Below are 20,238 nucleotides of genomic sequence, written 5' to 3'. Positions count from 1 at the left end.
GCCGGTGCCCCAGCGTGGCTCTCCGGAATCCTCACTCCGGGCGAACGGGTGATTTCACGCGCGAACGCACACACGAAGGCCCCGGATGGTGTATCCGGGGCCGTTGACCTCCACGTGCGGTGCGGCGATCCCCGCTCAGTCGAGGTAGTCGCGCAGCACCTGGGAGCGGGACGGGTGGCGCAGCTTCGACATCGTCTTCGACTCGATCTGGCGGATCCGCTCACGGGTGACCCCGTAGACCTTGCCGATCTCGTCGAGCGTCTTGGGCTGACCGTCGGTGAGCCCGAAGCGCATCGACACCACGCCCGCCTCACGCTCGGAGAGGGTGTCGAGCACCGAGTGCAACTGTTCCTGGAGCAGCGTGAAGCTGACCGCGTCGGCCGGCACCACGGCCTCGGAGTCCTCGATCAGGTCGCCGAACTCGCTGTCGCCGTCCTCGCCGAGGGGGGTGTGCAGGGAGATCGGCTCGCGGCCGTACTTCTGCACCTCGATGACCTTCTCCGGGGTCATGTCGAGTTCCTTGGCCAGCTCCTCCGGGGTGGGCTCGCGGCCCAGGTCCTGGAGCATCTGGCGCTGTACGCGGGCCAGCTTGTTGATCACCTCGACCATGTGCACCGGGATGCGGATGGTCCGCGCCTGGTCGGCCATGGCCCGGGTGATCGCCTGGCGAATCCACCAGGTGGCGTACGTGGAGAACTTGTAGCCCTTGGTGTAGTCGAACTTCTCCACCGCGCGGATCAGACCCAGGTTGCCCTCCTGGATCAGGTCCAGGAAGAGCATGCCGCGACCGGTGTAGCGCTTGGCCAGCGAGACCACCAGGCGCAGGTTCGCCTCCAGGAGGTGGTTCTTGGCCCGGCGGCCGTCCTCGGCGATGATCTCCAGTTCCATCCGGAGCTTGGGGGGCAACTTGTCGCCGGAGCCCAGCTTGTCCTCGGCGAACAGGCCGGCCTCGATCCGCTTGGCGAGGTTGACCTCCTGCTCGGCGTTGAGCAGCGGGACCTTGCCGATCTGCTTGAGGTAGTCCTTGACCGGGTCCGCGGTGGCGCCCGCCGCGGCGACCTGCTGCGCGGGGGCGTCGTCCTCGTCGTCGGAGAGGATGAAGCCCTTGCTCTCCGGCTCGTCGGGCACCGCGTCCTCGACCACGACCTCGGACTCGTCCGGCAACTCCTCGGCGTCCGCGTCGGGTTCTCCGGCCTTGCCGGCCGTCTTCTTCGCGGCGGCCTTCTTCGGCGCGGCCTTCTTGGCGGTACCGGTGGCGGCGGTCTTCTTCGCGGCGCTCTTGCGCGGCGCGGCGGGCGCCGCCGGGACGGCCTGGGCGACGGCGGTCGGCGCGGGGCTCCCGTCGGGCGTGACCGGTTCCGCGTCCGCCGTCACGGTGACCGCGGTGGAGGCGCGGTTGGAGACGACGGTCTTGGTCGCGGTGCGCTTGGCGGCGCTCTTGGCCGCCACACTCTTGCGGGTGCGCTTGGGCGCCGCCGAGTCCGCGGCACTGACCATGATGGTCACACCCTCCTGGTCGAGGACCTGGTTGAGGCTGCGCAGGACGTTCTTCCACTGGGTGGCCGGAATCTGGTCGGCCTCGAACGCCTGGCGCACCTCGTCGCTGGCGATGTACCCCTGGGACTCACCCCGCTCGATCAACGACTTCACGTTGACGAATTCGGCGATCTCGGGCGGGAGCGAACGGGATGTGCTGGCCGACACAAACAACCTCTCGACGATCTGGACGGCGTCACGGCCTGGTGAACAGGCAGGCGCCGCCAAGCGAACGACACTCGGGCGGACAGCGTGGTTCCGGCAAACCGGTTGCACTCGAAGTCAGCGCATCGGCCTTTTTTGCTATTCCCGAACGGCTGCCACCTTCGTACTCATCGGGCCAGGCGGAGAAGTGTTACGCACCCGTTCGGTGGCGCAGCTCACACGATTCCCTCTTGCGGCGCGCGCCACACCCTGTGTGAGGGATCCGACTCATACGTCCCCGGTGATCCGCACCCCCAGGATGGTCACGTCGTCGTCCCGGTCCCGGTCGCCGAGCAGTCCGTCCAGGATGCTCGTCAACAGCGCCTCCAGGCCCCCGTTGGCCCCTCGGGCGACCTCCACGAGGTCGTCCAGACCCTCGTCGATGCCGCGTCCCCGGGTCTCCACGAGACCGTCCGAGAAGCCGATCAGGATGTCTCCCGGATCCAGTCGGATGGTGTGCTGCGTCCGATGTTCGGCGACTCCCAGCGGCGTCGACTCCTCGCCGATCTCGACGAGTTTGGCCTTGCCGTCGGCGGAGACGACCACCACCGGCAGGTGCCCCGCGTCGGCGAGCACGAGCAGCCCGGTCGCCGGGTCGATCACGGCGTACACCAGCGTGGTGAGCGACTCGTCGTCCTCGGTCGCGGTGAACAGCCGATCCAGGCCGGTGAGTACCGCGGCGGGCTCGGGGTCGGTGAAGGCGAGCGCGCGCAGCGCCGAGCGGACCCGACCCATGCCGGCCGCCGCGGTCAGCCCCTTGCCGATCACGTCGCCGACCACGATCGCCACCCGCTTGTCGGGCAGTTGGAACACGTCGTACCAGTCGCCGCCGACCTCGAAGTCGGGCGCCCCGGGCAGATAGCGGTAACCGAACTCGACACCGCGCACCGCGGGTAACCGCTCGGGCAGCAGGCTGCGCTGCAGGGCGACGGCGGTGCGGTGCTCGCGTTCGTAGAGCCGGGAACGCTCGATGGCGAGCGCGCACTGCCCGGCGAACGCCTCGAGGAAGATCCGGTCGTCCGGGTCGAACGCGCGTCCGTCGTCGAAGGTGTAGCGCAGCACGCCCAGCGGCGCGCCGGAGCCGACCAGCGGCAGGATCACCCGGGAGGCGCCGGAACCGTGGTGGGAGACGTACCGGGCGATCCCGTCGGTCACCGCGGCGACCAGGTCCGCCGACCAGTGCGCGGGCAGGCCGCGCCGGCGGGTGACGGTGCGCTGCGCCGGCACGTTCGGCCACGGGTACACCGGCGCCGTCTCGTCCAGCAGATACGCCTCCGAACGGGCGGCGGCGATGCCGATGCCGAGTTCGCCGACCACCTCCTCCACCTCGGGCACCCTGAGCGTGCCGGCGATCCGCGCGGTCATCGCCTGAAGCCTGGCGGTGCGCCACTGACTGGAGCGCAGCAGGTCCTCGCAGCGCCGCTGCTCGGTGATGTCGCGCACCACCAGGAGCACGCCGATCACCGGTCCGGTCTCCTCGACCGGGTCACGCACCGGCAACCACTGCGACTCGTACGCCCGTTCGCGTGCGTCGCCGCGGCTGGAACCGACCCGGTCGGCGGGATCGCCGTGGTCGCGGCTCACGTGTGTCTCGACGCACGCTTCGCCGCGGGTGAGCACCCGGGTCATCGTCGCCTCGATCCGGCGGGCGCGGGCCGGCGGGTAGACCTCGCCGGGACGTCGGCCGAGCAGGTCCTCGACCGCGAGCCCGGCCAGCCGGGCGAGCGCGCCGCTGACCCGCCGACAGTGCAACCGCCGGTCGTAGAACGCGAATGCCGTCGATCCCTGGCTGGTCAAGGTGGCCAGCAGCGCCGCGTCGAGCACAGCGGGCCGCTCGCATCCGACCTTGTCGTCGTTCATTGCCTCACAACCCCACCTGTTGGCAACTCCGGGCCGGCGAGTCAGATATCGAGAGTACGCACGCGAACCCCCTCACCGGGAGGATTGGCCTGAACTCTCCGTACATCGCCAAATCGGGCGGGTCGGACATACACGCGCCCCTTCGTCGACCCGTGCGACGGGCCGGCGAAGGGGCGATGCGTGCGTGTCCTCGGTTCCGGCCGGCACTGCTCCCTCGGCCCGCCGATCAGCCCTCGCGGGGAGCGGGGAACTGGCGGTCCACCTCGGGGTGTACGGCCAGCAGCGAGCGCATGGCGGCCTCGGCGCTCTCGCCGTCGCCGGCGGCGACCGCGTCGACCAGACGCGCGTGCAGCGCCACGGACGCCTCGGACAGGTGCTCGCAGCCGGCCACGTGGCCACCGGACACCTGGAGCGCGGCGGCCAGGATGCCGGCGAGGTGGTCGAGCATGCGGTTGCCCGCGACCTGGAGCAGCAGGCCGTGGAACTCCGCGTCGGCACGGCTGAAGGTCAGCGGGTCGGGCTGGGCGACCGCCCGCTGCATGATCTCCACGACGTCGGCGAGCCGGCGGACGATCTCGGGGTGGTTGCGGCACGCGGCCATGTGCGCGGCCAGCGGCTCGATGCCCCAGCGCAGCTCGAAGAGTTCGCGGCGCTGCGAGTCGCGTTGCGGGCCGCACGCGCGCCACTCGATCACATCGGGGTCGAGCAGGTTCCAGTCGCTCACCGGGCGCACCCGGGTGCCGACGTTGGGCCGGGCGCTGACCAGGCCCTTGGCCTCCAGGACCCGGAGCGATTCGCGCACCACGGTCCGGGAGACCTCGAAGCGCCGGCCGATCTCCTCGGGCACCAGCGGGCGTTCGGCACCCACCTCGCCCGCGACGATCATCTGGCCGAGCTGCTGGACGAGTTGGCCGTGCAGGCCGCGGCCTCGGCCGACGCCGGGTTTGCGCACGGCACGGGCCGGTTCGAGGTCGGGTCCGTCCCACACGTACGGCCGGCGGGACATCGGGTCGGTGCCGGCGGCGCCCGGCTCGCCGGCGCGGAACGCGTCGGCCGAGCCGCTCGCCGGGGCGTGGGTCATTGTCTGATGGGCAGCGATACTCACGCTCTCCATCTCGGCCTCGAACGGGTCGGGCTTGAGCAGCAAACCCGCTCTCGGCTGAAAAACACACGAAAGGGTGATCTACCTTGCGGGTCGATCGTCCGAAAGTGTGACGTCGCTCCGGAGCGCTCAGGCCCGGCGACGGACGAAGGTGATCAGCGCGAGCACGGTGACCACGAGAGTGACGCCGGCCAGCACCGCGCCACCCGTCACCGGCGACAGGCCGCCGCCGTCGGAGACGACGAGCATGCGGTCGGCGGCGCGGAAGGGGAGGTAGCGCACAAGGTCCCGATGCGCCTCCGGGACACCGGCCTCGATCGCCGCCGCGATCAGTCGTTCGGCCCCGGCGGGCAGCGCCGCGGCGGCGACCGCGATCAGCGCGGTGCCGCGCGAGAGGGTGCCGATCGCCAGGCCCAACACGGCGGCGAGCAGCACGTAGGCGACGAATCCGGCCAGGATCCGGGGTGCGGGCGCCTCGATCGCCGCGCGGTCGGGGAACGCGGGGCCGAACACGGCGCGGGCGGTGCCGACGCTCGCGCCCACCGCCAGAGCCGCGAGCACGACGGCCGCGAGCGCGGTGCCGACCACCTTGGCCAGGAACACCCGACCGCGTCGGGGCAACGCGAGCAGCAGCGTGGGCAGCGCGTCCCGCCGTTGCTCGCGCGCACAGGCGAGCGCCGTCATCAGCATGATCGCCGGGACCAGCACCGGTGTTCGGCCCGGACCCGCGGTGACCAGATGGGCCACCTCGCCGGAGCCGATCGGGACGGCGCCGGCCTGGCGGGCCGCCACCCAGGTCGCGCCCGCGCAGAGCGCGAGCAGGCCCAGCACGCCCCACCGGGTCGCGCGCAGGCTGCGGGCGCGCTTGAGTTCGTATCGGATCGCGCTCATACGCTTCTCACCTCGTCGGTCTGCTCGGCCCGCCCGGCGGAGCGCCAGGTGCGGGCGAATCGGCGCCTGGGCGGCAGTGCGGCGGGGGGCTCGCCGGGATCCGGCTCGATCCCGACGCCGGCACCGACGCCTCCACCGGCACCGAGCCTGTCGGCGATCGTGTCGACTCGGCGCGAGTGTGCCCCGCCGGACGGCGCGGTGTGCGGGTCGGTGCGACGGTCGATGTCGTGATCGGTGCCGCGGTCGGTGCCCTGGGCGCTCCCGTGGTCGAGGCCCTGGTGCGACTCGGTCGAGGCGGCGCACGCGGCGCCGGGTCCGGCTTCCGGCGCGGGGTGCGCTCGCGGGTCGGCGCGCCGGGGTTCGGCCGGAGCCGCCGCCCCGGCCTGCCGCGTCGGCGCCGGCCGGGGTTCCGGGTGTCCCGGCAGGGCCGGGTGCGGCTCGGCCGGTGACGGTTGTGTCGGTCGAGGCCGTGTCGGTCCGGGCCGGGTCGATCCCGGCTCGGCGTCGAGGTCGACGCGGCCGTCGACGAGAGGTGCCGGGTCGAGCCGGGTCGGGGATTCCAGGAGTACCGTCGCGGTGGTCGTCGCCGGGTTCACCCCCGCCACACGGGCGGGGTCGGCGCCGGGGACGGCGAGTTCCTCGGTGGCCCGGGCCGCCGAGACGGTCTCGACCGGCGGCTCGACACCGGCCCCGTCGACACCGCCCCCATCGGCGTCGGCCCGGACGCGCTCGCGCCGCTTGGTGATCACGTCGATGAACGCGTCGCCCACCCCGGGCTCGCGTTCGGCCAACTCGTGCAGCAGGATCCCACCGCGGAAGGCGATCTCGCCGACTCTGGCCCGGTCGGCGCCGAGCACGGTGAGCGCGGTGCCGCCGGGGCGGGTGGTGTGCACACCCTCGGCCCGCAGCAGCGCGGACAACCGGGCCACCTGCGGAGTGCGCACGGACACTCCCTCCCGCACGCCCCGGCGCAGGAAGTCGGTCGCCGATTCGTCCGCGACCAGGCGACCTCGACTGATCACCAGAACCCGGTCGGCGCACCGCGCGGTCTCGGCCAGGATGTGCCCCGCGACCAGGACCGTACGACCCTCCGCCGCGTAGGCGCGCAGGAAGTCGCGCAACCAGCGCAACCCCTGCGGGTCCAGACCGGTCGCCGGTTCGTCCAGGATCAGCGTGCCCGGGTCGCCGAGCAGGGCCGAGGCCAGCGCGAGTCGGCCGAGCGCCCCCGCCGAGAGCACCCTGGTCCGGGCACCGGCCACCGGGGTCAGCCCGACCAGGTCGAGCACCTCGTCCACCCGGCGGGACGGGATCCGGCCGGCCGACGCGAGCATCGCCAGGTGTGCGCGCACCCGCCGGCCCGGGTGTGCGCCGCCGGTCCCCACGCACGCGCCGACCTCGGTGCCGGGTCGACGCAGTCGGCGGTAGCGCCGACCGTCGTACCGGGTCTCGCCCCCGCCGCGTTCGAGATCGAGCATCAGCCGCAGCGCGGTCGACTTGCCCGCGCCGTTGGGCCCCAGCAGTGCCGTGACCCTGCCGGGGAGTACGTCGAAGGACAGGTCGTCGACGGCCACGATGCCGCCGTATCTCTTGGTCAGCGCACGTGCCTGGATCATCGCCATCGCCATTGCCATCGCTCCTCGTCACCCCGGCTGCGGGAGATCTATGGATCTTTGGCAACATATCGGTGAAACCACAATTTTCCCGGCATTTACCCTCATATCGGCGAGCTGCGGAAAAGTCCGCCGAACCTGGACAGGCCGCCGGTTCTTGGAGGACCATCGAGATACCGCCGAGTACCGCCTCTGGAGGTCGGCATGTCTCTTCCCGATCCGGGCGTCCTGGACGCCGTCCGCCGCAGGCGGGGCGACCTCGACGACGCGTTGTTGATCGTCCGTGACGGTCTGGTCACCGACAAGGCGGGCCCACGCCGGGTGGCCGCGTTGTGCGCGGGGCTACGGCAGTTGCGGGCCGATCTGTACGAACACGTCGCGGCCACCGAGGGCCCCGGCGGTCTCTACGAGGAGGTGCGCCACGCGGATCCCCGGTTCGAACCCGCGGTGTGGCGACTGCGGGGCGAGCACGCCCGGCTGGGTGTGCTCCTCGACGATCTGGTCGCGGGGATCACCCAGGGCGCGCAGGACGCCGCGGGCTGGCCGGCGCTGCGCCCGCGTGTCGTGGAGTTGCTCGCGCTGCTCGGCCGACATCGCAGCCGCGACGCGCAGCTCGCCTACGACGCGGTCGAGCTCGACCTGGGCGGCCAGGGCTGAACGAGCCGGGGCCGAACGAATCGGGGCCGAACGCGACCGTGCCGCGAGGGCGGGTCGGGCCTGTCCGGTCAGGCCTCGGGGCGCAACATCGGCGGGTTGAGCTTCTCCGCGGAACCGCGGCGGAACAGTTGGGCGGGCCGGCCGCCCTGGCGGGTGGTGGTGCCGCCCGTGGGCACCAGGAAGTCGGGGGTGCCGGTGACCTTGCGGTGGAAGTTGCGCGGATCCAGGGCCACGCCCCACACCGCCTCGTAGACCCGGCGCAGCTCGCCGACGGTGAACTCCTCGGGGCAGAACGCGGCGGCCAGCGAGGAGTATTCGATCTTGGAGCGGGCCCGTTCGACGCCGTCCTCCAGGATCCGTCCGTGGTCGAACGCGAGCCGGCTGCCGTCGCCGAGCAGTTCGCCGACCGAGGACCAGCGCGCGCCGGCCGCGTCGCCGCCGGGGCGCGGGGTGGGCAGATCCGGGGCCAGCACCAGGTAGGCGACGCTGACCACGCGCATCCGGGGGTCGCGACCGGGGTCGCCGAAGGTGGCGAGCTGCTCCAGGTGCACCGGCAGTCGGTCCAGGCCGGTCTCCTCGGCGAGTTCGCGTGCCGCGGCGGCCTCCAGGCCCTCGCCCTCGCGCACGAAGCCGCCCGGCAGTGCCCACGCGCCCTGGAACGGTGGCTCGCCCCGGCGGATGGTCAAGGCACTCAGGGCGTGCTCGCGCACCGTGAGGACCACGAGATCCACGGTGACTCCGAAGGGCGGAAAGATCGAGGTCTCGGAGCGCGGCATGGGGCGATCCTAGTGCCCGGAGGGCACTAGCTGTCTGGCTGACGATAAAACGGATTCGGGAAGGTCGGCATACCGCGCGCAGGCGGGTGGTGGCGTCGCGTCACCGGGCGAGCCGGTTCAGATCGCCAGTTGCATGCCCGCCGCCGCCTCCTCCACGATCGCCTGACCGGCCCGGTTGACCCGGACCGTGAACGGCTCGCCGCCGACCCGCAGATCGCGCAGTTCGAGTTCGCCGACGTCCAGCGCGCCGGCGGGCCGCACGGTGATCCGGCCCGCCGGCGCGTCCGGGCGGATCCCGGCGAAGGCCACCAGGACCGGCAGGATCGCTCCGGCGGCGCGCGCCAGCGGGCGACACGCCAGAGGGTGGGCCACCGGAGCGTGGCCGGCCGCGCGCTGTTCGCCCGCGTGCATCTCCGGCAGTCGATACTGGAACCACGGCGCGGCGTGCAGCAGGCCGGCGAACAACCGCTGTGCGGCGTCGAGATGGCCCGCCTCGGCCAGGCCCGCGGCGGCCACGCAGGTGTCGTGGGCGCGCACCACGCCGCCCAGGGTGCCGAGCGGGTGGTAGCCCGGGGTCCGGGCCGAGGTGGCCCGCAGCCCCCATCCGCAGTCCAGGTCGGGCGCGGTCAGCCGGTGGGCCACCGCCCGGTTCCCGGTGTCGTCCAGGATGCCGCTGCCGGGCAGGTGGGCCATCGCGGACGAGGCCACGGTGATCGGTCGGCCGGCGGGATCCAGCGCCGCGGCGTAGAACTCCCCCGCCGCGTCCTCGGCCCGGAACGCCTTGCGGAAGGCGACGCCGAGGTGCTCGGCCCGCTCGCGCAGCGCGCCGCCGCCCGGCAGGTCGTACGCGTCCAGCAGAGCCGCGCCGTGCCGCGCGGCCTGGTAGGTCTGGGCCTGGAGTTCGCACGGCGCGGGTCCCTCGGGACCGAGTCGCACGAACTCGCCGGGTCGCTCGCCCAGCGTGCGGGACAGGTGCCCGAGCGCGCGGACGAGCGCGGGCAACAGCGCGGTGGTCTCGGCGGCCGGCAACCCCCAGCGCCAGGCCTCGCCGAAGAGCGTGACGAACAGCGCGGTCGAGCCCGCGCAGTCGTAGCGGGGCCGCTCGCCGACCCGGCCCAGGGAGTGCGGGATCCGCCCGGGCTCCTCTCCGTCGCGCGGTTGCGAGCGCACCCCCTGGCGCGCGGCCAGCAACCGCAACACGCCGCTCGCGAAGCGGGTGCCCAGCGGCAGCAACATCCGGGCGGTCCACAGCGCGTCGCGCCCGGTGGGGGCCAGCTGCCACGGCGCGCCGGCGGTGGGCATCGGCACGGTCGGCAGATCGGGATCGGGAACCACGAGCAGTGCCCGCAGGTCGCGCAGCCCCTGCTCGACCCAGGCCGCGACCCGCACGTCGTCGCAGCGCACCCGGGGTTCGGTCCACGGCGGTTGCCCCACGAAGGCGCGTGGACCGGGTCGGCCGGGCGCCGGCTCGGCGATCACCCGCAGTTCGACCGCCCACGAGCGGGCCGGCTCCAGGTCCACCTCCCAGCGCAGCGTCGCGGTGGCGGCCAGCGCGGTGTCCGGCGCGGGCTCGGCGCTCGTCCGCACGGTCATCCCGTCCGGCGCGCTCCACCCCAGGCCGGCTGCGGCCACCCGGGCGGGCAACTCGACCGATCGATGTCCGGCCCGGAGCGCGGCGAGCGGGATCAGGTCGGTGCCCAGGGCCAGTTCGACCGGGAAGCACAACGCGCGGCGGCCGGTGTTGCGCACCACGAGCCGCTCGCGGCCGTCGGCGTATCGGGTGCGCTCGACCACCAGTGCGGGGTCGGGTGTGCCGTCCGCGGCGAACCGACGCATCGCGAGGTAGCGCACCGCGCCCGCCGCGACCACGTGCCCGGACAGCGGTTCCGGTTCGATGCCGCCGATCGTGAGCACGTTGCGCGAGAGCGTGCGCCGCCCGTCGTGGTAGACGCCCGACACGCCCTGCCCGCGCAGTTGTCCGTCGCGCCCGCTGATCGCCATGCCGGGCGCGTCCACACAGACGAGTGCGTCGTGCGCGACGGGGTGGGGGATCGTGCTCACGGTCACCGCTCTCGTCTCCCGCTTCTCTCGTGGGTCTCGCGCGGGGCCGGGATCCGGACCCACCCGCACCGGAGTCGGCGGCCCGCCGCCTCCCGACGTCGACCGGCCGGTCGACACGTTGCCCCCCAGCCCCCCAACGGTCACGGCGCCCGGTTGGTCACGGCATCGCGGAAGATCCTTCGGCGCACCTCGGCGGCGCTCAGCGGACTGTTGATCGCCGAGTGCAGCAGTCGCGCCATCGTGTACCCGGCGTCCGCCCGCAACGCCCCGGTCACCGCGACCCGGGCCAGCACGCCGTCGCCGATCGTCCAGGCCGCCCACGCGGCGAGGGTGAGCGGCGGCGCGGAGGCGGGCGCGAAGGCCCGGCGGGCCAGCGCGGTCCACAGCGCGAGGAGCGCCGGGTCGTCGGCGTCGCCCGGCTGCTCGCCGTGCCAGGCCATCGCCTCGTCGCGTACCCGCGCGTCGCCCAACCCGAGCACCAGCCGCGCCGCCTCGGCCGGTTCGATCGTGGTGTCGCCGGCCCGGAACCGGGCCCGGTGACCGGTCAACGCGGTCAGCGTGCGCTCCACCGCGTACGCCTTCGGATCCCTTCGCGCACTCGTGTACGCCCGCATCATCACCTCGCGCATCGCGTACTCCGGCGGGCGGAAGCGGCGCACCAGTTCGGCCAACGAGACCGGCTCGGGCAGCCCCGCCCAGACCGCCGTCGCGGCCACCGTCGAGTCGCGCCGGGTCCGCAGCGGGGTGCCCTCGGGCGGGCAGCAGTCGGCGTCCGTACAGCCGTAGGACCACCAGCGATCGGCGGTCACGCACACCGCCTCGCGCACCTCGATCGTGTGGCCGACGCAGGCGCGGGCGATCGCCGTGTGCAGCGGCCGCAACCGCTCGACGGCCGGTGCCGGCCCGGCCTCGCCCGCCGCCGCCGACCCCGCCGGCTCCGCGCCGTCCGCGTATATCGCCACCGCCACACCCCGCGCGCCGGTGCGCACCAGCAGCCGCGCGAAGTGGTCGGCGGCCTGCTCGAAGTCGGCGGGCGGCGGCAGGTCGTGCCGCAGCACCGGTCCGACCCGACTGCGCTCACCCGGCAGGATGCCGAGCAGCACCACGCTCTCGGTGGGCCGCACCCCGATCAGATAGGGCACGGCCTCCACCAGATCGGCGGGCGAGCGCACCCGCAGGACGGACTGCGGGGACATCACCACGAAGGGCGTGCGGTCGAAATCATCGGTGTCGTTCATGCGGCGAGCCTGCGCCGGCTCCCCACCCGATTCCGTCACACATCGGCCTTCTGTGCATAAATCAGCCGCTGTGGATACCGATCTTGACAAAACAGGCCGCCGCGCCCCGGCCGGCCCCACGGTCAAGGCCGGAGGACGACAGCCGGCAGACGGCAGGCAGACGGCAGACAACCGTGCGATCCGACGACGGCACCCGCCTTACCGTGCCCGCGCCCCGCCCCGAACCCGCCCACACATCGCCGCCGACCCCCGCAACGGCGCGAAGACCTCCGCCTGCGCGGTCAGTGCCCGGTACTCCTCGTCGGCCAGCTCGATCTCCGCCGCCGCCACGTTGTGCTCCAACTGCTCGATCGTGGACGCCCCCGGAATCGCCACCACCGGGCCCCGATGCAGCGTCCACGCCAACGCGATCTGCGCGGGCGTCGCGTCGTGCCCGACCGCCACCTCGCGCAGCAACTCCAGCAGCGGGCCCACCCGGCGCAGGTTCTCCGGCCGAAACAGCGTGCTGTGCGCGCGGAACCCGGTCGGCCGGTTGTACTCGTCGTAGCGCGACCCGAGCAGTCCCCGGGCCAGCGGGGTGTGCGCGATCACCAGGCGCCGATTGTGCTCGGCCCACGGCACCAGCTCGCGCAGCGGTCCGGGCGCCGCGAGGCTGAACTCGACCTGGTCGGAGAGCACCCGCCGGCCCAGCGCGTGCTCCGCCCGGCGCCACCGGGCGAGGTCGTGATTGCTCACCCCGACCTCGTCGACCACCTTCTCGTCCTGCAACGCGCCCAGCGCGCTCATGACCGTGTCCATCGACACCAGCGGATTGGCGACGTGGACCTGATAGAGCGGGATCCGGTCCAGACCCAACCGGGCCATGCTGCGATACGCCCGGCCGCGCACCACCGGGGTCACCGGCAACACGGGCACGAACTTGGTGGCCACCAGGACCCGGTCCGCGTCCGCTCCCAGCGCCTCGCCCAGGATGCGTTCGCCCCGCCCGAGCCCGTAGATCTCGGCCGTGTCGAACAGCGTCACCCCCAGTTCGAGGGCCCGGCCGACCAGCGCGTGGGCGGTCACCGAGGCGTACGCGTCGCCGTAGCCCCACGCCCGGGAGCCGAACTGCCACGTGCCCAGTCCGATCCGACTCACCCGCGGAAATCCGTCCACTTCGAGGTAGCGCACGTCGCGCCTCCGTCGCCGTAGGGGTTTGGGTCCCTTCCACCATCGCGCGCCCGACGCGCCCGGCCAAGGTCCCGACCCGGGCCCGCCGGCGGCGGTAGCCGATACGTTTATGCACAAACCACCTCCGCTTCCTTTTCGCGATGTCGCCGATGGCGGCTACAAAGGGAGGCATGACCGAGGACCGCTCCACCACCCCCGACGCCCGCCCCGACGCCACGACGGACCTGCGCGCCCGCGCCGACGCCGTGCTGCGGGACCTGGCCGGCGGCGACGCGCGGCTGCGCGAGGACCAGTGGCGGGCGGTCGAGGCCCTGGTCGCGCACCACCGCCGCGTGCTGGTGGTGCAGCGCACCGGCTGGGGCAAGTCCGCGGTCTACTTCGTGGCCACCGCGCTGCTGCGCGAGCTCGGTGCGGGGCCGACCGTGATCGTCTCGCCGCTGCTGGCGCTGATGCGCAACCAGGTCGACGCCGCCGCCCGCGCCGGGATCCGGGCCCGCACCATCAACTCGGCCAACGTCGACGACTGGGACGCGGTGCAGGCCGAGGTGGCCGAGGGCAGCGTGGACGTACTCCTGGTCAGCCCCGAGCGGTTGAACAACCCCGACTTCCGGGACACCGTGCTGCCCAAGCTGGCCGCCACGACCGGCCTGCTCGTGGTGGACGAGGCGCACTGCGTGTCCGACTGGGGGCACGACTTCCGCCCCGACTACCGCCGGCTGCGCACCCTGCTGGAGGAGCTGCCCACCGGCGTCCCGGTCCTGGCCACCACCGCGACCGCCAACGCGCGGGTGAGCGCCGACGTGGCCGAGCAGCTCGACCCCGCGGGTGACGCGCTGGTGCTGCGCGGCACCCTCGACCGGGAGAGCCTCTCGCTCGGCGTGCTGCGGCTGCCCGACCCGGCCGACCGGCTGGCCTGGCTGGACACCCATCTGCCCGAGCTGCCGGGCTCGGGCATCGTCTACACACTCACCGTCGCGGCGGCCGAGGAGGTCACCGCTTTCCTGCGCTCGCGCGGACACGCCGTCGCCTCCTACTCGGGCCGCACCGAGGACGCCGAGCGCCGGGTCGCCGAGGCCGACCTGCTGGCCAACCGGGTCAAGGCGCTGGTGGCCACCTCCGCGCTCGGCATGGGCTTCGACAAGGGCGACCTGGGCTTCGTCGTGCACCTGGGCGCCCCGCAGTCGCCGATCGCCTACTACCAGCAGATCGGCCGCGCCGGGCGTGCCGTCGACCGGGCCGACGTGCTGCTGCTGCCCGGCCGCGAGGACGAGGCGATCTGGCGCTACTTCGGCTCGCTCGGCTTCCCCGCCCGCGAGCAGGTCGAGCGCACCCTCGCCGCGCTGACCGGCGCGGGCCGCCCGCTGTCCACACAGGCCCTGGAACCGCTCGTGGACCTGCGCCGCAACCGCCTGGAGCTGATGCTCAAGGTGCTCGACGTGGACGGCGCGGTCCAGCGCGTACGCGGCGGCTGGATCGCGACCGGCCGCCCGTGGGAGTACGACGCCGAGCGCTACGCGCGGGTGGCCGCGGCCCGCGAGCACGAACAGCAGTCCATGCGCGACTACCAGGCCGACGGCACCTGTCGGATGGAGTTCCTGCGCCGCTGCCTGGACGACCCGGGCGCCGCCCCGTGCGGGCGCTGCGACGCGTGCGCGGGACCGCGGCACGACGCGCGGGTGGATCCCGCCTCGCTGGACGCGGCCCGCGCGGCGCTCGGCCGGCCGGGCGTCGAGGTGGAGGCGCGCCGGATGTGGCCCACCGGCATGGCGGTCGCCGGCGTCGAGCTCAAGGGCCGCATCCCCGACGGCGAACAGGCCGCCGCCGGTCGGGCGCTCGGCCGCTCCTCGGACATCGGCTGGGGCAACCGGCTGCGCCCGATCCTGGCCCCCGGCGCCCCCGACGGGCCGATCCCGGACGCGGCGTTCGACGCCGTCGTCCAGGTGCTGGCCGCGTGGGGCTGGCAGCGCCGGCCAGGCGGCGTGGTGACCATCGCCTCGCACACCCGCGGCGCGCTGATCGACAGCCTGGGCGAACGCCTGGCCGCGGTCGGCCGGCTGCCCTGGCTCGGCCGGGTCGAGTACGCCCCCGGGGCGGGCGGCCCGGCGCCGCGCAGCAACAGCGCGCAGCGCCTGCGCTCGATCGCGGACGCGTTCGTGCTGCCCGACGAACTCGCCGAGCGGGTGGCCGCGCTCAAGGCCCCGGTCCTGCTGGTGGACGACCGCACCGACACCGGGTGGACGCTCACCGTGGTGGCCCGGCTGCTGCGCCGGGCCGGCGCCGTCCAGGTGTTGCCCCTGGTGCTCACGATGGAAGGGTGACTTCACGCGGGCGGACCCCGCGCGATCACACGGACGTACCGAATGATCACCTGTACGTGTTGCCGAGTTCGCGGGCCTCACGCAAGAATCGACAAGGCGTTCTCTTCACATTCCCGTGCGGGCCCCGTCGGCGCCGCTCCGCCGCGAGCAACCCGTAGTCGGAGCGTGCGCCCGCTCTCCGTTCCGGACGGAAGGAGGACCGTGCACATCGCCACCACTGCCTCCGCCGCGCCCACTCGCATCGGCGCCCCGACCGCCAGCCCCTCCCGCTGGCTGGACCCCGAATCCTGGCGTGCGCGCGGGATCCCGCTGCTGCGCGACCCCCGAACGCTGATCAAACGGCTGTACGACCTGCACCGGCCGGTCGCCCGCACGGCGGTGGTCGCCGTCCTGGATCGGTCCGAACGCCCGGTGGCCAGCGCCTCCTTCGCCTTCGGCGAGGGGCGCACCGACGGCTGGCGGTGCCGCAACATGATCCTGGCGAACCTGCGCCTGATCGTCCCGGACGACCTGCGCCGGGGCACCCCGACACACACGACGGTGCTGGCGATCCACCGCGAGGGCGCGCGCGAGTGGGAGGCGGACGACGGCCGCTGGATGTGGGGGCTGCACGACGCGTGCGTGCTGCACGGCCTGCGCTGCGGCGCGTTCGCGGTGGTCGCGCAGGACGGTTGGCAGCTCGTGGCCGACGGGCGTTCCGGGCGCACCCCCGCGCTGCGCACGGGCCGCGACGGCGGTCCCGGCGGCAGCACGCCGATCAGGGCAGCGGGCATCGCCCCGGCCCGCCCCGCGGCTGGACTGCCGCACGTGCGTTACCTGCCGGAGGCGGGGCCCGCTCCCCTGGTCCGACCTTCCGCGTCCTGACGGACGCGTCCGATCAGGCGGTGAGGCCGCGCGCCGCGAGCCAGTCGACCAGATCGGTCGTGACCGTCAACGCGTGGTCCTGGACGAGCTCCGGGCTCTGCAGCCGAGTGCGCAGATGTTGCGCGTGGAACGGCTTTATCCCGGCGATCAACTTGCGCACCCCGAACACGTTGCAGAACGCCCGGTCGTCACCGGCCGAGAAGGCGCGGTCCCATTCATGGCGTTCGGCCCCGATCAGGGTGATGTAGGCGTACCGGTTGAGATAGCCCGACAACATGTCGATGACGGTGCTACAGGCCCGGTACTGCTGTATTTTCAGCCGGTCCTCCTGGTCGCTGAGGAACCGGTCAAGGAGCTGCGCGATCGACGGCGATTCCGACATGGCAACGAACCGTAGCCGACCTTGGCGATTCGCGGGGCAGGGGGCCCGAGTTCGACCGGACCGGATACGGACGGGCCCCCTGCGTGCTACGACGTGCTATGCGACACCGGTGAGCGCCCGCACGCGCTCGATGTCGCCGCAGACCGTCACCGACGCCCCGGCGGTCAGCGCCGCGGTCAGGATCTTCGCGGCGTCGCCCTGGTCGGCGAATCCGTTGACCACGACGACGACCGCGGCCCGGCGCAGCGGACGCGAGGCGGGCAGCGACGCGTAGAAGACGTCCTTGCCCTCGTCGTACTGGCGCCAGTACTGCGCCGCGCCGAAGGTCTCCTCGTGCTGCTGCCACGGGTGCGGTCCACCCGTGGTCAGCACCAGGATCGACCCGGGCTCGGTGCCGGCCTCCAGGAGCGCGTCCACCGCGTCGTCGGCGGCGTCGAAGACGTTCTCCTCGGTCGCGGGGACCAGCGTGACGCGCGGCGCGGCCGGGGCGGGCCTCGCGGGCTTGCCGGGCTTCGTCGGGCCGGGTCCCGCGGCCGCGGTCGCCTGACGCGGCACGGCGGGCTTGGGCGGGCCGGGCTTCGGGCCCGGCCGAGGTCCGGGCTTGGGCACCGCGCCGGACGGGCGCGGCACGGACGGGGTTTCGGGTGCGGACTTGGCGTCCGCGGTGTTTTCGGCAGTCACCGGATTCACAGTCATGTCTGGGGAAGGCTCGGTTCGTTCGTGGCGGTACCGGGATGCCCGGCGGTGAGGAGACGCGGGGAGGGATCGGTGGAGTCCCGTTCCCCGGAGAACACGCGCGGCATGGTGGCAGTCCTATCAAAGCCGCGCGGGGCGTGCCCACCCAGGGTGCTCCTGGGGTGTGGCCCGGGCGTACGACGGCGCATCCTACGATGCCCCGTCAGCTCGGCCGGATCAATCGTCCACCACCACCCCGTGCTCGATCACCAAAGCTGCCAGGCCCTCCGCATAGCCCTGGCCGACCGAGCGCAGGCGCCAGGAGTCGCCGCGCCGATAGACCTCGGCCAGGATCATGACGGTCTCATCGCCTCCGCTCAACCGGAATTCGGCGAGTCGGCGGCAGGTCACAGGGTCGACGATACCGACGGTCACGGGTACCTGGGCGAAGGTGGTGCCACTCGTGGCGTCCAGCGCGAGCGCGACCAGGACCCGACTGCGGCCCGGGGGCAGCGTGGTGACGTCGATCTCGACCGAATCGGAGCCCGGTTCCACGTCGTTGGTGGTCCCGGTCTGCAACTTGCCGGCCAACCGCACGGCGCCGCTGGCGTGCACCGGTTGGTTGAAGAACACCAGGTCGCCGTCGTCACCCACTCGGCGGTCGTCGTCCAACACCAGGGCCACCGTGTCGCCGTCCGCCTGACCGGGCGCCCACCACGCCGCCTCGATCCGCACCGTGCCCGCGAACGGGCCCAGGTCCTCGATCGTGACGGCTTGGCCCCGGGTCAGCGCGCGCGGCGGCGCGTCCGCCGGCCGGGGCGGCACGACGGGCCGCGGCGGAACCGGCTCGGGCGTCGACGCGGGCGCCGACTCCGCGGCGGCCGGCGGCCGGTCCGGGATCGGCGGCACCGTCGGCATCGGCTGCGGCGGGGTCTCCGGGCCCGGCACCGGCGGCGGCGTGGTCGGCTGGGTGTCGTGCGTCGCCGGCACCTCGGGCGGCGGCGGGAGCACGTCCGGGACGGTGGCCTGGAGCACCTCGGCGGCCGAGGCCCCGGGCGCCACCGGCAGATCGGCGGCGGTCGGCGGCGGCGGGATGCTCGGCAGCGTGGCCCCGGTGCCCGGCACCGGCGCGGGCGTGGTGGCGGACGCGGAGCCGGACACCGGCGTGGCCGGCGCGGCCTCGGTGACCTCGAACGCCTCGGTCGGCGCGAACGCCTCCGTGGGTGTGAACGCCTCGGTCGGCGCGGCGGCTTCGCCCGCGGTGAACGCCTCGGTCGGCGCGAACGCCTCGGTCGGCAGCACATCCGAGACGCCGTCCACGGGCGTGTCGTAGGGCCGGTAGGGACTGGGCGCGAAGGATGCGGCGGCCGGCGCCGAGGTGTCCGGCCGGGGCAGCAGGAAGCCGCTGGTGGTGCGCGGCGCCCTGGGCACGGCGTGCGCGAGCGAGGCGGCGGCCACCTGGGAGGCCGCGTCGGCCGCGCTGCTGCGCCCGCGCTCGAGGTCGGCGAGCAGCGCCAGGAACACCGGCTCGATCAGCACCCGGATGCCGCGCTGGCGCGCCCAGTAGGTCCGGTCCGCGGATTCGTCCGGGTCGGCCACCACGAGCACGTCCACCCGATCGTGGATGCCGGACGCCACGGACAGGTCGGCCCGGGCCATCCGGCGTTCCAACTCGCCCCGGGTGACCGCGAGATAGCCGTGGAAGAGCACCGCCAGACCCGACTCCAGCGGGCGCCCGCGGGCCAGGATGCGCGGCCCGCCGCGGCCCTGCTCGACCGTGGATCGGGCCATCCCGACGATCTCGTCCAGCGCGATGCGCGGGATGCCCAACTGCGCGGCGACCCGGGTCAGGTCGGCCCGCTCCTCGCGGTCGACCGGTCCGGCCGCGACCATGGAAGCGGCCAGCGCGGTCACGTACAGCCGGTCCAGGTCCTTGCGCTGTTCCTCGGAAATGCCCAGGGACACCGCGAGTTCGGCCAGGTCGATGGCCTCCTGCGGGGTGATCACCCGGTCCTCCAGGGCCGCGTCGAGCACCGCGAGGTAGCTGTCCGGCCCCTCGCCCACACCGGTCGGCGGACCGTACGCGCGGGCCTTCTCCAGGTACGACACCGCGTCCCGGCGGCGCACCTGCTCGGCCTCCTCGCGCGCCCGACGGGCCATGTGCGCGTCGTCGCGGGTGAACACCCGCGGCGGATCGGCGCTGCGGCGCGGCCAGTTCAGCGAGGCCGCCACGGTCCGGGCCTGCTGCCAGTGCCGGGCCTCGCCCGCGCCCTGGCGCAGGTAGTGCTCCAGCAGTCGCGCGGTGCCCATCGCCTTGGCCGCGGCGCCGTGCCCACTGTCCACCGGCACCTCGGCCGCCTCGCAGCACGCGAGCAGCGTGAAGCGCGGCGCCTCGGGCAGGTGGTGCGGCGCCTCGCGCATCGTGCACAGGGTGGTCAGCGGCGGCACGGTGGGCCGGCCGCGGCGTTGGAACTCGCGCTCGACGAAGCCGATGTCGAAGCGCGCGTTGTGCGCGACCACGACCCGTTGCCGGAACAGGTTCACCAACCACGGCGCGACCTCGGCGAACGTCGGGGCGCTGACCACGTCGTCGTCGAACAGGCCGTGCGCCTGGAAGTCGCCGGCCGGACCCTGCGGGTCGAGCAGGGTCGTGAAGAACTCGGTCACGCGTCCGTCGAGATCGCATTGCGCGACCGCGATCTCGATGATGCGATGTCGATGCGGGGACAAACCCGTCGTCTCCACCGCCACCACCGAGTAGCCGGGGCATGCGAGGCGATCACCGATGCGCACAGTCACCCCCCAATGATGATGTGCCCGATGCGGCCTCCTTCAGTCGCATCCCGGCAAGCCCGACCTGCGGCGCGCGCGTCCACGGTACGCGCTCGCGACCG

General features: G+C 73.6%; 15 protein-coding genes. 3 read left to right on the top strand and 12 right to left on the bottom strand.

Annotation, left to right across the window (positions count from 1 at the left end; translation table 11 throughout):
• Positions 1 to 135 precede the first annotated feature (135 nt).
• The 5 genes from OG948_RS26375 to OG948_RS26355 all read right to left on the bottom strand — a co-directional run bounded on the left by OG948_RS26375 (position 136) and on the right by OG948_RS26355 (position 7,224).
• The gene (locus tag OG948_RS26375; RefSeq protein ID WP_406298824.1) at positions 136 to 1,710 is read right to left on the bottom strand and encodes an RNA polymerase sigma factor; all 1,575 of its coding nucleotides are present in this window, start codon (positions 1,708 to 1,710) and stop codon (positions 136 to 138) included.
• Positions 1,711 to 1,968: 258 nt separating this feature from the next.
• Positions 1,969 to 3,600 (bottom strand): SpoIIE family protein phosphatase, encoded by a 1,632-nt coding sequence (locus tag OG948_RS26370; protein WP_406298823.1) that lies wholly within the window; start codon positions 3,598 to 3,600, stop codon positions 1,969 to 1,971.
• Between the two features lie 226 nt (positions 3,601 to 3,826).
• A complete protein-coding gene (locus OG948_RS26365) occupies positions 3,827 to 4,681 on the bottom strand; it encodes a FadR/GntR family transcriptional regulator (RefSeq protein WP_406298822.1) in 855 nt (284 codons plus the stop codon).
• Between the two features lie 150 nt (positions 4,682 to 4,831).
• Positions 4,832 to 5,593, bottom strand: coding sequence for a hypothetical protein (locus OG948_RS26360; RefSeq protein WP_406298821.1), 762 nt, complete (start codon positions 5,591 to 5,593; stop codon positions 4,832 to 4,834).
• Positions 5,590 to 7,224: an ATP-binding cassette domain-containing protein gene (locus OG948_RS26355; RefSeq protein WP_406298820.1), complete on the bottom strand. Its 1,635-nt coding sequence runs from the start codon at positions 7,222 to 7,224 to the stop codon at positions 5,590 to 5,592. Before OG948_RS26355 ends, OG948_RS26360 begins: the two co-directional genes overlap by 4 nt.
• 183 nt (positions 7,225 to 7,407) lie before the next feature.
• On the opposite strand from OG948_RS26355, the gene OG948_RS26350 reads away from it, so the two are divergent.
• Positions 7,408 to 7,860, top strand: coding sequence for a hypothetical protein (locus OG948_RS26350; protein WP_406298819.1), 453 nt, complete (start codon positions 7,408 to 7,410; stop codon positions 7,858 to 7,860).
• Positions 7,861 to 7,928: 68 nt separating this feature from the next.
• On the opposite strand, the gene OG948_RS26345 is transcribed toward OG948_RS26350, so the two are convergent.
• The 4 genes from OG948_RS26345 to OG948_RS26330 form a co-directional block, all read right to left on the bottom strand.
• On the bottom strand, positions 7,929 to 8,636 hold the full coding sequence (locus tag OG948_RS26345; RefSeq protein ID WP_406298818.1) for an NUDIX domain-containing protein: 708 nt from the start codon (positions 8,634 to 8,636) through the stop codon (positions 7,929 to 7,931).
• A gap of 117 nt (positions 8,637 to 8,753) precedes the next feature.
• On the bottom strand, positions 8,754 to 10,697 hold the full coding sequence (locus OG948_RS26340; protein WP_406298817.1) for a glycogen debranching N-terminal domain-containing protein: 1,944 nt from the start codon (positions 10,695 to 10,697) through the stop codon (positions 8,754 to 8,756).
• A gap of 140 nt (positions 10,698 to 10,837) precedes the next feature.
• Positions 10,838 to 11,935 (bottom strand): DUF4192 domain-containing protein, encoded by a 1,098-nt coding sequence (locus OG948_RS26335; RefSeq protein ID WP_406298816.1) that lies wholly within the window; start codon positions 11,933 to 11,935, stop codon positions 10,838 to 10,840.
• Positions 11,936 to 12,133: 198 nt separating this feature from the next.
• Positions 12,134 to 13,105, bottom strand: coding sequence for an aldo/keto reductase (locus OG948_RS26330; protein WP_406298815.1), 972 nt, complete (start codon positions 13,103 to 13,105; stop codon positions 12,134 to 12,136).
• Positions 13,106 to 13,275: 170 nt separating this feature from the next.
• Between OG948_RS26330 and OG948_RS26325 the strand changes: the two genes are divergently transcribed.
• Together OG948_RS26325 and OG948_RS26320 are read left to right on the top strand one after the other, a co-directional pair.
• The gene (locus OG948_RS26325; protein ID WP_406298814.1) at positions 13,276 to 15,423 is read left to right on the top strand and encodes a RecQ family ATP-dependent DNA helicase; all 2,148 of its coding nucleotides are present in this window, start codon (positions 13,276 to 13,278) and stop codon (positions 15,421 to 15,423) included.
• A 201-nt stretch (positions 15,424 to 15,624) separates the two neighbouring features.
• On the top strand, positions 15,625 to 16,287 hold the full coding sequence (locus tag OG948_RS26320) for a hypothetical protein (RefSeq protein ID WP_406298813.1): 663 nt from the start codon (positions 15,625 to 15,627) through the stop codon (positions 16,285 to 16,287).
• A gap of 13 nt (positions 16,288 to 16,300) precedes the next feature.
• Here OG948_RS26320 and OG948_RS26315 read toward each other — a convergent pair whose 3' ends face one another.
• From OG948_RS26315 to OG948_RS26305, 3 genes are all read right to left on the bottom strand, one after another.
• On the bottom strand, positions 16,301 to 16,669 hold the full coding sequence (locus OG948_RS26315) for a hypothetical protein (protein WP_406298812.1): 369 nt from the start codon (positions 16,667 to 16,669) through the stop codon (positions 16,301 to 16,303).
• Between the two features lie 96 nt (positions 16,670 to 16,765).
• A complete protein-coding gene (locus OG948_RS26310; RefSeq protein WP_406298811.1) occupies positions 16,766 to 17,350 on the bottom strand; it encodes a hypothetical protein in 585 nt (194 codons plus the stop codon).
• 231 nt (positions 17,351 to 17,581) lie between these two features.
• Entirely contained in the window at positions 17,582 to 20,143 is a 2,562-nt protein-coding gene (locus tag OG948_RS26305; protein ID WP_406298810.1) for a TerD family protein, read from the bottom strand.
• Positions 20,144 to 20,238 lie beyond the last annotated feature (95 nt).

Origin of the sequence: Embleya sp. NBC_00888 (assembly GCF_045207655.1) — a bacterium.
GTDB lineage: Bacteria > Actinomycetota > Actinomycetes > Streptomycetales > Streptomycetaceae > Embleya.
Note: the sequence above shows the minus strand (reverse complement) of the source record. Positions and strands in the feature narration are given on the sequence as shown.

What these genes read in the sequence shown, in the direction of transcription:
- OG948_RS26370 (WP_406298823.1), bottom strand. Translation starts at nt 3,600, where the DNA reads ATGAACGACGACAAGGTCGGATGCGAGCGGCCCGCTGTGCTCGACGCG.
- OG948_RS26365 (WP_406298822.1), bottom strand. Translation starts at nt 4,681, where the DNA reads ATGACCCACGCCCCGGCGAGCGGCTCGGCCGACGCGTTCCGCGCCGGC.
- OG948_RS26360 (WP_406298821.1), bottom strand. Translation starts at nt 5,593, where the DNA reads ATGAGCGCGATCCGATACGAACTCAAGCGCGCCCGCAGCCTGCGCGCG.
- OG948_RS26355 (WP_406298820.1), bottom strand. Translation starts at nt 7,224, where the DNA reads ATGGCAATGGCGATGGCGATGATCCAGGCACGTGCGCTGACCAAGAGA.
- OG948_RS26350 (WP_406298819.1), top strand. Translation starts at nt 7,408, where the DNA reads ATGTCTCTTCCCGATCCGGGCGTCCTGGACGCCGTCCGCCGCAGGCGG.
- OG948_RS26345 (WP_406298818.1), bottom strand. Translation starts at nt 8,636, where the DNA reads ATGCCGCGCTCCGAGACCTCGATCTTTCCGCCCTTCGGAGTCACCGTG.
- OG948_RS26335 (WP_406298816.1), bottom strand. Translation starts at nt 11,935, where the DNA reads ATGAACGACACCGATGATTTCGACCGCACGCCCTTCGTGGTGATGTCC.
- OG948_RS26325 (WP_406298814.1), top strand. Translation starts at nt 13,276, where the DNA reads ATGACCGAGGACCGCTCCACCACCCCCGACGCCCGCCCCGACGCCACG.
- OG948_RS26315 (WP_406298812.1), bottom strand. Translation starts at nt 16,669, where the DNA reads ATGTCGGAATCGCCGTCGATCGCGCAGCTCCTTGACCGGTTCCTCAGC.